Genomic DNA, 13,540 nt, shown 5'->3' on the forward strand with positions numbered 1-13,540 from the left:
GAGGTCTCAATGAACCCCAAAACCGTCATGGCGGGAGTGCTTATCACCGTGAGTCTGATGCTGATCAGTAGTGTGCGAGCGGCGGCGGAACCCCAGACGATGTTGATCCATCTGAAAACGAGCCTCAAGCACGACGACGCGCAGATCTGCGTGGCCTACAACGCCATCTGGGCCGCGCTCGAAGAAGGGTTGAAGGTCAACGTGCTCATCGACGCCGACGCGGTCAATACCTACAAGATCGGCTGGCGGGGCAAGGACGATATCGAGGCGTATAAGCTGCCGGAGCGGATGCGGGAGGTGCTGGCCCGGCAGTTCGGCGTGCCCCTGGAACGCGTGCCCAGGGTGTACGGCGAGTACCTGGAGATGCTGAATGAGAAGGGGGCGAAGTTCTATATCGACGAAGAGATGCTGATCACTGCGGGTATCGCCAAGCAGCCGGGCGATCTCGATCGGGTCTCCGGCAAGTTCTTTAAACCGGTGACGCTGCCCGAGATGATCCGGCTGCGGACGAGCGCGGATTCTTACCTCGTCTACTGAAGGAAGCGAATCGCCGATACCGCCGCTCACGGCAGTAACGCAGAGGGAGGAGGTTGCCCAATCTTGATCCCTCAACAGGTGAACGGTATGATGGACCCCTCTCGCGGAGGACGACATTTCAGCCGATATGGAACGGACCGATCACGAGATCGCCCAGGCGAACGACCCCGCGTCGTGGGTGGATCGACACGGAGACGCGCTGTTTCGATTCGCCATGCTGCGCGTTGCGGATCGCGACCTGGCCGAGGAGCTGGTCCAGGAGACGTACCTGGCGGCGTGGCAATCGAAAGATCGTTACGCGGGACATTCTTCCGAACGCACCTGGCTGGTCGGCATTCTCAAACACAAGATCGCGGACAGCCGTCGCCGCGATCGCGCCCGGCCCGCCGCCGACTCCCTTGAGTCCGACGAGGACGCCGACGAGTATTTCGACGAGCGCGGCCGCTGGAAGCATCCCCCTGGCGACTGGGGTAATTCGCCCGCCGCGTTCGCCGAAAACCAGGAGTTCTGGAGCGTGTTTTCCCGGTGCTTCGAGCAGCTTCCCGGCCGGTTGCGGCTGGCCTTTGCGCTCAAAGAGGACGAGGGCCTGGATGGCGAGGCGATCCGTAAGGTTGTCGGTGTTGCGACGACTAATCATGTGTGGGTCATCTTGTACCGGGCGCGCCAAGCCCTGCGGCGTTGCCTGGAAGTGCACTGGTTTGCTGAGGACCGATGAGACTATTCAATTGTTCGGAAATGGCGCCGCTCGCATCCAGAGCCCTGGACGAACCACTGGCTCTTGGGGAGCGGTGGATGCTGGCCGTCCACCTGGTCATGTGCCGCTTCTGCCAACGGTACAGCCGCCAGCTTCGCTTTCTCCGGAAGGTGGTCAGTCTTACGAATGGCGAGCGACTGGCCGACGCCACTCCGCACACCCTGTCTACCGACGCCCGTCGGCGGATCATCCAGCGACTCATCGATCTGGGGTAGTCCCCGCGCCCTGGCTCCCCGGGGCCTGTAAGTTTTCGACCGCGCATACGACTAACCGGTTGCAATCGTCATGTCGCCTCGATCGGGTGAGGCGGCGCCAGGTGACGTCCCAGCAAGGTCGGAAAGGAGGCCCTACTTGATGTTGACCCATGAGACGGTTTTGCACGTGCCGATCCGGGAGACCATGACGCTCGACGGCGTGACCGTCCTGCTCGACCCCGCGGGGCCGAACTGGATCGGGACCGACGAGCGCGGCCGGCGGATCCTGGATCTGTTCGACGGCACGCGGACGTTCGGCCAGGTGGTCCGCGCCTACGCCGCTGAAGCCAAACTGGACTTCGCGGCGGCCTGGCAGCACGTGGACACGCTCGCGCGCGACGCGATCCGCCGCGGCATGCTGGCCCACCAGCCCATCGCTCGGGAGCCGTATCGCGGGCGCGCGTCGCACCTGGGGCCGCGGCGCCTGACCGAACTCTGGCTGCACACCAACAATTCGTGCAACCTCGCGTGCAGCCACTGCCTGGTCTCCTCCGGCCCGGACGGCGACAAGGGGCTGCCCACCGACGCGCTCCTGCGCGTGACCGCGGATGCCCGGGCGCTCGGCGTGCGCCGGTTCTTCTTCACCGGCGGCGAACCGTTTCTCAGAAAAGACATCCTGACGCTCATCGACGCCGCGCTGGAAGACCCCCAAGCCGAACTGGCGATCCTGACCAACGGTATCCTGTTCACCCCGAGCCGGATCGAGGAGCTTCGTCGGCGCGACCCCGCGCGACTGAAAATCCAGATCAGTCTCGACGGCTCCATGCCCGAGACCAACGACCCGATCCGCGGGAGGGGGAGTTTTCAGCGGATCGTCAACGGCATCCGTGCCGCAATCTCCGCGGGACTGTCGGTCACGGTCAGCACCGTCATCACCGAGGCGAATGCCGATGATGTCCCCGAGGTCACCCGACTGGTCTCGCGCCTTGGCGGGACCACGCACCACCTCCTCTGGCTGCACAAGCGCGGGCGCGCGGATGACGGGGGCGTCGATCGCACGCCCCCGGTGGAACGCGTGATCGAGGTGGTGCGTCGCTGCCGCGAGGTGGGGCGATCCATGGGCGTCATGGTGGACAACCACGAGGCCGTGAAAACCCGGCTCCGATACCCGGCCGGTACCAAGCGCGACTTGGCGAGCGCCGGGGTCTCCAGCCTCTGCGTCTATTCCGATGGCCAGGTCTACCCCTCGGCCGCGATGGCCAATGTGCCGGCGCTGGCGTGCGGGTCGATCCTCGACCGACCCCTGTCCGACATCTGGACGTCGAGCACGGTGGCGCGCGCATTCGCGTCAGCCACGGTCGAAGACAAGGCGATCTGCCGGACCTGTCCGCTCAAGTTCCTGTGCGGGGGCGGCGACATCGAGCACGCCCACTTTTACGGCGGCTCGATCAACGCGCACGACCCTTACTGCGAGCTGCACCAGGCCATGATCGCCGACGCCCTACAGGAGCTGACCGAGCAGCGCAAGGCGCTGGTGACCAACCGCAAGTCCGGGTATTCCGCGCCGATCGTGTACACGGGCATGGGCGAAGCCGCGGTGACGTGCGCGACCGATGAGACGCCCGGCGAGGTGCTCACCAGCCGGTCCGAGTGCGTCTTGACGTTCGACTTGGACGCCCCGCGCAAGGTCGTCCGCGAGTTTTACGGCAATGCCGCGGAGACGCCGCAGGAGGAACTCTGTTGCCCCGTGCAACCCAACCCCGACGACCTCGCTCACATCCCCAAGGAAGTCGTCGAGCGTTTCTACGGGTGCGGCTCGCCGGTGGGCACGGCGGGGATCAGACCCGGCGAGACCACGCTCGATCTGGGCAGCGGCGCGGGTATCGACGTGTTCATCGCCGCGAAGAAGGTGGGCCCCACGGGCCGGGCCATCGGCGTGGACATGACGCCCCAGATGCTGGCCGTCGCGCGCGAGGCGCAGAAGCCGGTCGCGGCCGCCCTCGGATACGACGTGACGGAATTTCGCGAGGGGTATCTGGAGCAGATTCCCGTCGAATCGAAGACGGTCGATCTCGTGACCTCCAACTGCGTCATCAACCTGTCGCCCGACAAGCCGCGGGTGTTCGCCGAGATGTGGCGCGTGCTGAAGGACCACGGCCGGATCGTGATTGCCGACATCGTCGCAGACCAGGAAGTCCCGCCGCACCAGCGCCAAGATCCCAGGTTGTGGGGCGAGTGCATCAGCGGCTCGCTGACCGAGGAAGAGTTCCTGGCGGCGCTGGAACGCGCGGGGTTCTACGGGCTGCAGGTCCTCAAGAAGACGTTCTGGAAAGAGGTCGAGGGCTTCAGGTTCTTCTCGGTCACCGTACGTGGCTTCAAGTTCGAAAAGACCGCGGGCTGCGTGTACGCGGGCCAGACCGCGACGTACCTCGGCCCGTTCAAGGGCGTCAGCGACGAGGAGGGCCACTGGTTCCCGCGGAACGTGGCGGTCGAGGTCTGCACCGACACCGCGGCCAAGCTCTCGCACGCGTCGTACGCCGGGCTGTTCGCGGTCACGGGCGTGACCGGTGAGATCGCTCCCACGGTTGGCGGCTGCGATCCCGCCTCGGGGTGCTGCTGATGACCACCGTCCTCCTGATCGGCGCGATCGTGCTCTGGCTGGCTTATGCCAACGGGGCCAACGACAATTTCAAGGGCGTGGCCACGTTGTTCGGCTCGGGCGCGAGCGAATACCCGGGCGCGTTGCGCTGGGCCACGATCACGACGTTCGCGGGCTCGCTGGCGTCGATCGTGGTGGCCGCGGGGCTGGTCGCCAAGTTCTCCGGCAAGGGCCTGGTGCCCGATGCCGTGCTGGCCGACTCGGGATTCGCGTCCGCCGTGGCGTTGGCCGCCGCGACCACCGTGTTTCTGGCCACCCGCTTCGGGTTCCCGATCTCCACCACCCACGCGCTGGTGGGCGGCTTGGTCGGCGCGGGGCTGGCGGCGCGCGGTCTTGGGGGGGTGAACCTCGCGTCGCTGGGCACGGCCTTCGTGGCGCCGCTCGTGATCGCGCCGTTGGCCGCCATCGCGCTCACGGCTGCCGCCTATCCGCTCCTTCACGGGGCCCGCAAGGGTTTGGGGTTTGCGCGAGAGACCTGCGTGTGCGTGGGGGAGGAAGTCCGCGTCATTGCGGTTGAACCGCGCGGGGCACCCCTCGCGGCGTCGGTCGCCGGCACATTCCCCTCGATCGCCATCGCCGACCCCCAGGAGTGCTTTCAGCGATATGCCGGGCACATGTGGGGGGTGAGCCTCCAAACCATTCTGGATCGGCTGCACTACCTGAGTGCGGGGGCGGTCTGCTTCGCGCGCGGACTCAACGACACGCCCAAAGTCGTGGCACTGCTGGTCACGGCGCAGGCGCTGCACCTGCCGCTCGCGGCCACGATCGTGACCATCGCGATGGCCATGGGCGGCCTGCTCAGCGCCCGACGGGTGGCGGAGACCATGAGCCACCGGATCACGGCGATGAACCACGGGCAGGGGTTCACCGCCAACCTGGCCACGGCCTTTCTCGTGATCTGGGCCTCGCGCTGGGGGCTGCCGGTCTCCACCACGCACGTCTCCTGCGGCGCGCTGTTTGGGATCGGCGCGGTCACGGGGCAGGCTCGTTGGAAGGCGATCGGCTCGATCGCCCTGGCGTGGATCACGACGTTGCCGGTCGCGGCGGTGTTGGCCGCGGCCGCCTATTACACCATGGGCGGTCAGGGTTGAGACGAGCACTCTCAGCGCGGAGCTCTGCATAGTGAGACCGTCGAACGTAGTGACGAGCGATCGGAGAAACGGAGGGGCGAGGCCGGGCCCGCATCGCGCGGTGCGGGGCGGGCCGTTGCTCGGCAAGCTGGCGATCCTGGCCCTCTTCGTGGTGGGCGTGACCGCGTTCTTCTACTTCGACCTGGGGCAATACCTCTCCCTGGCCGCGCTCAAGGCGAACAAGGATGCGCTGCGAGCCTACACCGAGGCGCACTATGCCGCGACGGTCGGGTCGTATATCGTGATCTACTGCGCACAGACGGCGCTCTCGCTTCCCGGTGCCGCGATTCTGACGCTCACCGGCGGATTCCTCTTTGGCACGCTGTGGGGCACCGTGTACGTGAATCTCGCCGCGACCTCGGGTGCCGCGCTCGCGTTTCTCGCGGCCCGGTACCTGCTCCGGGACGCGGTCGAGCGCAAATTCGGCCCGCGGCTGGCGTCGATCCAGCGCGGGTTTGCTCAGAATGCGTTCAACTACCTGTTGACGCTGCGCCTGATCCCGCTCTTTCCGTTCTTTCTCGTCAATCTGGCGTCGGGATTGACGCGGGTCCGGCTCTCCACGTACGTGGCGGCGACCGCGGTGGGGATTCTGCCCGGCAGCGCCGTGTACGCCAATGCGGGCAGCCAACTGGGGGCGATCGAGTCGCTCAAGGACGTGGTATCGCCCGGTGTGCTGGGCGCCTTTGCGCTCCTCGGGGGCCTCGCGCTCGTCCCGGTGATCTATCAGAAACTGCGACGGCCATCGCCGGTCCGGTAGAGACGCCGATGGCCCTCACGTTCAGAGCCAAGGAGAGCGGTCATGGATCGACCATCGGCAATCGGCTGGACGAGTCACGCCGGTGCCTGGACGCTGTTCGCAATCGTGGCGCTGGTCGTGGCGGGGGCAGCGCCTTTCGCGGGTCCTGCCGCGGCGGATGACGCGCTGATCGTGGGCGCGTTCTCCTCCGCGCCCGAAGGTCCCGATCCTCCGCCGGGGTGGAAGCCGCTCACGTTCAAGAAAGTGCCCACCCATACCGCGTACGCCGTCGTGCGCGACGGAGACCGCACGGTGGTGCGCGCGGACAGCCGCGCGGGCGCGTCGGGGCTCACGCGCGAGGTGGCGATCGACCTCAAGGAGTATCCCATCGTTGCGTGGCGGTGGAGGATCGCCAACGTCATCGCCAAGGGCGACGTGACGAAGAAAGCCGGCGACGACTACGCGGCGCGGCTCTACATCACGTTTGCGTACGACCCCGACAAGGTCAGGTTCTCCAAGAAGGCCAAGTACAAGGCTGGCCGGCTTCTGTTCGGCGACATCCCCATCGGCGCGATCAACTACATCTGGGACCGCCGGACGCCGCAGGGGACGATCGTCCCCAACGCGTTCACCGACTTCGTCAAGATGATCGTGGTCGAATCCGGTGACGCCGATGTCGGCCGCTGGATGGAAGAAGAGCGCAACCTCTACGAGGACTACCGGCAAGCGTTCGATGAGGAGCCGTTGCTGGTCAACGGCGTCGCGATCATGACCGACACCGACAACACGGGCGAAGCCGCCACGGCGTACTATGGCGACATCGTGTTCAAACGAGTCCGGTGAGGCGAAAGGGCCCGCCAGCGAGCGGCACGCTTGATGAGCCGAGGCGAGACGGAACGGGGGGCACGGTGACGATGGTCAATCACGACGGCGCAATGCTCCTTCCGGACGATGAGCACAACCGCCTGCTCGTCAGCAACGTGCACCCGCCGGACTGGGTCAACCCGGAGCCCGCGGGCCGCTACAACCTCGTCGTGATCGGCGCGGGCACGGCCGGCCTGGTCACGGCCGCGATCGCCTCGGCGTTGGGCGCCAAGGTCGCGTTGATCGAAAAGCATCTCATGGGCGGGGACTGCCTCAACGTCGGGTGCGTGCCGTCCAAGGGCGTGATCTCGGCCTCGCGCGCGTGGGCCGCGGTCCGGGACGGCGCGGAGTTCGGGATTTCGGGGACCGAGGGGGTCCGGTACGACTTCGGCGCGGCGATGGAGCGGATGCGCAAACTCCGGGCCCGGATCAGCCCGGTCGATTCCGCGCACCGTTACCAGAGCCTGGGCGTGGACGTCTTCATGGGCGAGGGACGGTTCACCGGGCCTGACACCGTCGAGGTCACGGGCGAGGCCGGCAACCGGACCCTGCGCTTCAAGAAGGCCGCGATCTGCACGGGCGCCCGCGCGACTGCGCCGCCGACTCCGGGCTTGAAGGAAGCGGGCTACTTGACCAACGAGACCGTGTTCACGCTCACCAGCCTGCCCCCTCGTCTGGCGGTCATCGGGGCTGGGCCGATCGGCTGCGAGCTCGCGCAGGCCTTTGCCCGGTTCGGCAGCCAAGTCTACCTGGTCGAGGCTCTGCACGGCATCCTGCCCAAGGAAGACCGCGAGGCGGCGGACATCGTCCGCGAATCCATGCAGCGCGACGGGGTCCGCCTGCTGTGCTGCGGCAAGGACCTGAGGATCGACAAGACCGGCGGCGGCAAGCGACTGACCGTGGACTCGCACGGGCAACACTACGACCTCACGGTGGATGAAGTCTTGGTCGGGGTCGGTCGCGCGCCCAACGTGCAGGGCCTCGGGCTGGACACGGTCGGCGTGGGGTACGACACCACGAGCGGCGTGAGGGTCAACGAACGCCTGCAGACAACCAACCCCAAGATTTTTGCCGCCGGTGACGTCTGTTCTTCCTTCCAGTTCACCCACGCGGCCGATGCCATGGCGCAGATCGTGATTCAGAACGCGCTGTTTCCGCATCCGCTCGGATTGGGCTATGCGAGCACCGCCTCGCTGATCATTCCGTGGGCTACCTACACCGATCCGGAGATCGCCCATGTCGGCCTGTACGAGGCGGAAGCGAAGAGCCGGGGCATCGAGGTGGACACGTTCACGCACCGCCTCGACGAGGTGGATCGCGCGATTCTGGACGGGGAGGAGCAGGGCTTTGCACGCGTCCACGTGAAAAAGGGCACGGACAAGATCCTGGGCGCCACGATCGTGGCCGCGCACGCGGGCGACCTGATCAGCGAACTGACGGTCGCGATGAAGGCCGGGCTGGGCCTAGGCGCAATCGGCGCCACGATCCACCCGTATCCCACCCAGGCCGAGGTCGTCAAGAAGGTGGCGAACGCCTGGCGCAAGACCACATTGACCGAGGGCAAGAAAAAGGCCCTTCGCCGGTGGTTTGCTTGGAGCCGTTACTAACGGGTCCAGAATGAACACCACACTCGTTCTGGAGCGCAAGGCCCCCGCCTTGCCCCCCTTTGCCAAAGGGGGATGGGGGGATTCAGGCTGGCGCAAGGGCTGCGTTGCTTCGCCACCTGAGTGGAAGGAGGCAGCGTATTCGGCGCCTGCCGGCGCTGTGCAGGTTCGGTTATGCAAGCGAGGAAAGGAGGCAGCATGAGTTGGTCCTCACTCGGGATGACGTGAACAGTATGAGTAAGGGTGTCGGTCAGAACACACATCAACCGGAAAGGAGATTCAGATGAACGCCAAGACGAGAAAAAACGCTGTCGGGTCGTCCGCGCTGTTGGTCGCATTGAGCCTGGCAGGAGCCCAGACCGCGGCCGCCGCACCGCCGATGCCGGAGATGCCCGCCGGTTGGGAGGCCTGCGGGGGCGTGGCCCGGGCCGGGATGAACGACTGCGCGGTCAAGACCAGCCTCCATTCCTGCGTGGGCTTGGCGAAGAAAGACGGCGAATCCGACTCCTACGTCTTTCTGCCGAAAGGCATGTGCGCCAAGCTCGCGAACGGCACCGTGCTGCCCATTACCAAAGAGGACTTGGCCAAAATGAAAGAGATGATGAAGAAGATGTAGGGCGGCGCCCGATGTCTTCTCACCTTCCCGCCCCGATCCCGGCGCAGGCCGGGATCGGGCTGCGGTCTCATCATTTTCGCGAGATCCTGGAGGCGCCCCCTCCGGTCGCCTGGATGGAAACCCATCCGGAGAATTATTTCGGGGATGGGGGCGCGCCGCTTCGGATTCTCGAGCGCATCAGGAGCCGGTACCCGCTGAGCTTTCACGGGGTCGGTCTCTCGCTGGGTTCCACCGATGCGATCGACCGCAGCCATCTTCACAAACTCAAGGCCTTGATCGACCGCTTCGAGCCGGCATTCGTGTCAGAGCATCTCTCCTGGAGCTCCGTGGGCGGTCGTTTTCTCAACGAGCTTCTGCCGCTCCCGTACACCCCGGAAAGCCTGGATCACGTCTGTGCACGGATCGACGAAGTTCAGAATGTCTTGAAGCGGCCGCTGCTCATCGAAAATATCACCCGGTATCTGACGTGGCGGGACTCCACCGTGCCGGAGGGAGCGTTCATGGCCGAGGCGGCCCGGAGAACCGGTTGCGGGATTCTGCTCGATCTCAACAACGTGTACGTCAACGCGATCAACTTCCACCTGGATCCACTCGATGTCCTGCGAGAGATTCCGGCTGAGGCCGTCCGGGAAATCCATCTGGCGGGCTTCGATCGCTTCGGCAGACGGCTGATCGATACCCACGGCCAGGTCGTGCATCCGGACGTCTGGAACCTGTATCGGTGGGCGATCGACCGCATCGGCCCGCGGCCCACGCTGATCGAATGGGATACCAATCTCCCGCCGCTTGCGGTGCTGGCGGACCAGGCCAATCAGGCGGACACCATTCTCGGAGCATGCCATGTCACGGCTTCGTGAGATCCAGCGGACGTTTTCCGAGGGAGTCATGGAGGGAAAACCCCACGCCGTGGCAGCGGCGATCGCGCCCGACGGGTCGGCCCTGCGGAGCGTGGCTCTCTACCGCCGTCTGATCCGTCTCAACTACACGCAGGTGCTGAAGGTCACCTATCCGGTCCTGTTTCGCTTCATCGGCGAACACTATTTCGGAATATTGGCGCGAGGGTACCTCAAAGCTCATCCCTCCACCAGCGGGGACCTGTTTCCCTACGGGCGCCATCTGCCCGCGTTTCTCAGAGCCCTGCGGGTCTCCCCGCTGCTGCCGGAACTGGCGAGGCTGGAATGGGCCTGCCATGAGGTCCATCAGGCCGCAGATTCCCCGCCACTGTCAAGCGAAGAACTTCAGGCTATCGCGTCGGTCGATCCGTCGCACGTGACGGTCCGCTTTCATGCGGCCTCGCGACTCCTGTCTTTTCCTCTCCCGGTCCAGCGAGTCTGGCTGGCGCTGCAAGCGGAGGCGCCGGCGGATGAAGTCGTGGACCTGCCGCTTCCCGAGGAAGAGACCGGCGTGATCGTGACGCGGGCGGACGGGAAGGTGCGGGTCACGCCGCTGGCCAGCCTGGACTACCGGCTGCTTGAGGCCATGTCACGGGGAGTCGATCTGGCTTCGGTCGAACGAATGGCGATCGAGTCCGAGCCCGAGTTCGATTTCTCCCGGTTGTTTGCCACCGTTCTGGATCTGCACATCATCAGCGGGTTTTCCGTCAGGGAGAAGCCATGACACAGGATGCCGGTGTTCTGAAGCGCGCGGCGCATTTCACCGTCTCCGCCCACGGCGGCCTGGTTCGACTGCTGGAGGCGCTGATTCCGGTCTTCGACCTCTCTGTCCGCCTGTACCTGGCTCAGATCTTCTGGAAGGGGGGCATGGTCAAAATCTCCAGTTGGATGTCGACCGTGATGCTCTTCACCCTGGTCTACGACGTGCCCTACCTGCCGCCGGAAATCGCCGCGTATCTGGCGACCGCGGTGGAGCTCGGAGGATCGTTCCTGCTGGCGATCGGCCTGGCCGGACGATGGGCGGCCCTCTCGCTCTTCGGGCTCAATATCGTCGCTTCGATCTCGTACGGTCAGTTGTCCGAGGCCGCCCTGAAAGAGGCGTTCTATTGGGGCGTTCTCTTCCTGTACTTGGTCCTGCACGGACCAGGACTGCTCTCGGCCGACGCCCTGTTGCGCTATTGGTTCGGACGAAGGCAAGTGGCGGGTGACAAGGGTGTATCCTGACGCGCCGCTCGTTGCCGGTGTCGGCACGCAGCCCTTGGCCTCGCCGTTCTGAGCACGGAGTGACGCTGACCATGACGCCGGAAGAACGAAGGCTGGAAGAGTCAAGGACCCGGATCGCGCATTGGCGGCGCTGGGGACCGCAGTCCCCGCAGCATGCTGCGGTGCAAGCGAGCAACATGAAGACCGTGCTCCTTCACCACCTTGCACTCCGAAAATTCCCCGCAGCCCGCTGCGGGGAGCTTCAATAGTCAACAGGAATCGAAATCCGTGAGCCGCGAAGCGTCATGAGCCTCGGATTCGGTCGGGAGATTTGCGGCAACCTCAGGTCAGCCGAGACACGGGAGTGGCTGGTGACCAACGGCCTTGGCGGGTACGCGTCCGGAACGGTCTCGGGCGTGCTCACGCGCCGCTATCACGGCACGCTGGTGGCTGCGCTGAAGCCGCCGCTGGGACGGACCCTGCTGGTCGCCAAGCTCGATGAGGCGGCCCGCTACCATGATCGCGACTACCCGCTCTCCACCAACCGTTGGGCGGACGGGACCGTCGCTCCCCACGGGTATCGGCACATCGAGCACTTCTCCCTGGAAGGCGCGACCCCTGTCTGGAGATTCGCCTGCGCGGATGCGTGGCTGGAGAAGCGCGTCTGGATGCAACAGGGAGAGAACACAACCTACGTGCGCTACGATCTTCGTCGGGCCACGGAGCCGCTCACCCTGGAGGTCAAGGCCTTGGTGAATTATCGGGACTACCACGCCACCACACGGGGTGGAACGTGGCGAATGGCTCTTGATCCGATCAAGGACGGCATCTCGGTCACCGCGTTTCCTGGAGCCCGGCCGTTTTATTTGCTGGCGGAGGGGGCCGAAGCGCTGCCGGCCCACGCGTGGCATCTCGGATTTGATCTGCCTGTTGAACGCGATCGAGGGCTCGATCACCGAGAGGATCACCTCCACGCGGTGACGTTTCGCGCGGAGCTTGAACCAGGGACATCGCTGACGATCGTGGCGAGTACGGAGAGCAATCCAACCTTGGACGGAAGAGCCGCACTCGCAACCCGTCAGCAGCACGAACGGGATGTGATGAAGCACTGGAAGGCGGCTCGACCCAAAACGAAAGGTGTTGTTCCTGAATGGATCGATCACCTCGCGCTTGCCGCCGACCAGTTCATCGTCAACCGTCCCTCCAGGGATAAACCCGACGGCAGGACGATCATCGCCGGCTACCACTGGTTCGGCGACTGGGGGCGCGATACGATGATCAGCCTGCCAGGGCTGACGCTTTCAACGGGCCGTCCGGAGGTTGCCCGGTCCATTCTACGGACCTTTGCCCGGTATGTGGACCACGGCATGTTGCCCAATCGGTTTCCTGATGAGGGCGAGACCCCCGAATACAACACCGTGGATGCGACCCTGTGGTACGTCGAAGCGATCCGCGTCTATCATGCCGCAACCGGAGACGACGATCTTCTCCGCGAGCTGTTTCCGGCATTGCGCGACGTCATTGATTGGCACGTCAAGGGAACGCGCTACCGGATTCACGTAAATCCCGAGGATGGGCTGCTGTCTGCCGGCGAGCCCGGGGTGCAATTGACCTGGATGGACGCCAAGGTCGGCGACCGGGTCATCACCCCCCGCATCGGCAAACCAGTGGAGGTCAATGCCCTCTGGTACAACGCCCTCCGGGCCATGGCGGAGTTCGCCAGATACCTTGGAACACCGGACAAGGAGTATGAGGTGATGGCTGGGCGCTCCCGCAAAGGATTCAAAAGATTTTGGAACGAGACGGCCGGTTATTGCTACGATGTGCTGGACGGACCGGATGGACACGATCCGTCGTTACGACCGAATCAGATCCTTGCGGTCTCCTTGCCCGAAAGCCCGCTCGACGTGGCTCAGCAGCGTGGAGTGGTGGAGGCGTGCGCAACCCATCTGCTGACCTCATATGGCTTGCGCAGCCTTGCGCCCGGTGATCCGCGGTATCAGGGCCATTATGGCGGAGATCAACGAAGTCGTGACGGGGCGTACCATCAGGGAACCGTGTGGGGATGGCTGATGGGACCGTTCGTCCTGGCTCACGCGAGGGTGTACAAGGATCCGCAGAGGGCTCTTGCGCTGCTGGATCCGCTGGCCGATCATCTGTTGGCCCACGGCGTGGGAAGCCTCAGTGAGATCTTTGATGGCGATGCCCCCATGACACCGCGGGGATGCATCGCCCAAGCGTGGACCGTCGCCGAGGTGCTTCGCGCATGGACGGCGATTCAGAATTATCCTGCAATGCGCCTGGCGGAAATAAGAACACGGCGGGCCGGATCGAAACGGACGCGGTGAAA

At 65.1% G+C, this 13,540-nt stretch carries 13 protein-coding genes; all 13 read left to right on the forward strand.

Annotated features, from left to right (window positions below):
- The first annotated feature begins 9 nt into the window (after window positions 1-9).
- The 13 genes from AB1451_02660 (at window position 10) to AB1451_02720 (ending at window position 13,538) form a co-directional block, all read left to right on the forward strand.
- Window positions 10-537: a hypothetical protein gene (locus AB1451_02660; protein MEW6681808.1), complete on the forward strand. Its 528-nt coding sequence runs from the start codon at window positions 10-12 to the stop codon at window positions 535-537.
- A 127-nt stretch (window positions 538-664) separates the two neighbouring features.
- The gene (locus tag AB1451_02665) at window positions 665-1,252 is read left to right on the forward strand and encodes a sigma-70 family RNA polymerase sigma factor (GenBank protein ID MEW6681809.1); all 588 of its coding nucleotides are present in this window, start codon (window positions 665-667) and stop codon (window positions 1,250-1,252) included.
- 77 nt (window positions 1,253-1,329) lie between these two features.
- The gene (locus tag AB1451_02670; GenBank protein MEW6681810.1) at window positions 1,330-1,506 is read left to right on the forward strand and encodes a hypothetical protein; all 177 of its coding nucleotides are present in this window, start codon (window positions 1,330-1,332) and stop codon (window positions 1,504-1,506) included.
- Window positions 1,507-1,645: 139 nt separating this feature from the next.
- Window positions 1,646-4,105, forward strand: coding sequence for a methyltransferase domain-containing protein (locus AB1451_02675; GenBank protein MEW6681811.1), 2,460 nt, complete (start codon window positions 1,646-1,648; stop codon window positions 4,103-4,105).
- On the forward strand, window positions 4,105-5,235 hold the full coding sequence (locus AB1451_02680; protein MEW6681812.1) for an inorganic phosphate transporter: 1,131 nt from the start codon (window positions 4,105-4,107) through the stop codon (window positions 5,233-5,235). The genes AB1451_02675 and AB1451_02680 overlap by 1 nt, the downstream gene beginning before the upstream one ends.
- Window positions 5,236-5,266: 31 nt before the next feature.
- Window positions 5,267-6,031 carry a TVP38/TMEM64 family protein gene (locus tag AB1451_02685; GenBank protein ID MEW6681813.1) on the forward strand — a complete coding sequence of 255 codons (765 nt, stop codon included), beginning with the start codon at window positions 5,267-5,269 and terminating at the stop codon, window positions 6,029-6,031.
- A 42-nt stretch (window positions 6,032-6,073) separates the two neighbouring features.
- Window positions 6,074-6,853, forward strand: coding sequence for a DUF3047 domain-containing protein (locus tag AB1451_02690; GenBank protein MEW6681814.1), 780 nt, complete (start codon window positions 6,074-6,076; stop codon window positions 6,851-6,853).
- A gap of 71 nt (window positions 6,854-6,924) precedes the next feature.
- Entirely contained in the window at window positions 6,925-8,481 is a 1,557-nt protein-coding gene (locus AB1451_02695) for a mercuric reductase (protein ID MEW6681815.1), read from the forward strand.
- 280 nt (window positions 8,482-8,761) lie between these two features.
- Window positions 8,762-9,094: a DUF2282 domain-containing protein gene (locus AB1451_02700; protein MEW6681816.1), complete on the forward strand. Its 333-nt coding sequence runs from the start codon at window positions 8,762-8,764 to the stop codon at window positions 9,092-9,094.
- A gap of 11 nt (window positions 9,095-9,105) precedes the next feature.
- Window positions 9,106-9,951, forward strand: a complete 846-nt coding sequence (locus AB1451_02705) for a DUF692 domain-containing protein (GenBank protein ID MEW6681817.1) — start codon at window positions 9,106-9,108, stop codon at window positions 9,949-9,951.
- Window positions 9,935-10,711, forward strand: a complete 777-nt coding sequence (locus AB1451_02710) for a DNA-binding domain-containing protein (protein ID MEW6681818.1) — start codon at window positions 9,935-9,937, stop codon at window positions 10,709-10,711. The genes AB1451_02705 and AB1451_02710 overlap by 17 nt, the downstream gene beginning before the upstream one ends.
- Window positions 10,708-11,211 (forward strand): DoxX family protein, encoded by a 504-nt coding sequence (locus AB1451_02715; GenBank protein MEW6681819.1) that lies wholly within the window; start codon window positions 10,708-10,710, stop codon window positions 11,209-11,211. Before AB1451_02710 ends, AB1451_02715 begins: the two co-directional genes overlap by 4 nt.
- Window positions 11,212-11,495: 284 nt before the next feature.
- Window positions 11,496-13,538, forward strand: a complete 2,043-nt coding sequence (locus AB1451_02720; protein MEW6681820.1) for an amylo-alpha-1,6-glucosidase — start codon at window positions 11,496-11,498, stop codon at window positions 13,536-13,538.
- Window positions 13,539-13,540 lie beyond the last annotated feature (2 nt).

Source organism: Nitrospirota bacterium (genome assembly GCA_040757335.1).
Classification (GTDB): Bacteria; Nitrospirota; Nitrospiria; order 2-01-FULL-66-17; family 2-01-FULL-66-17; genus JBFLXB01.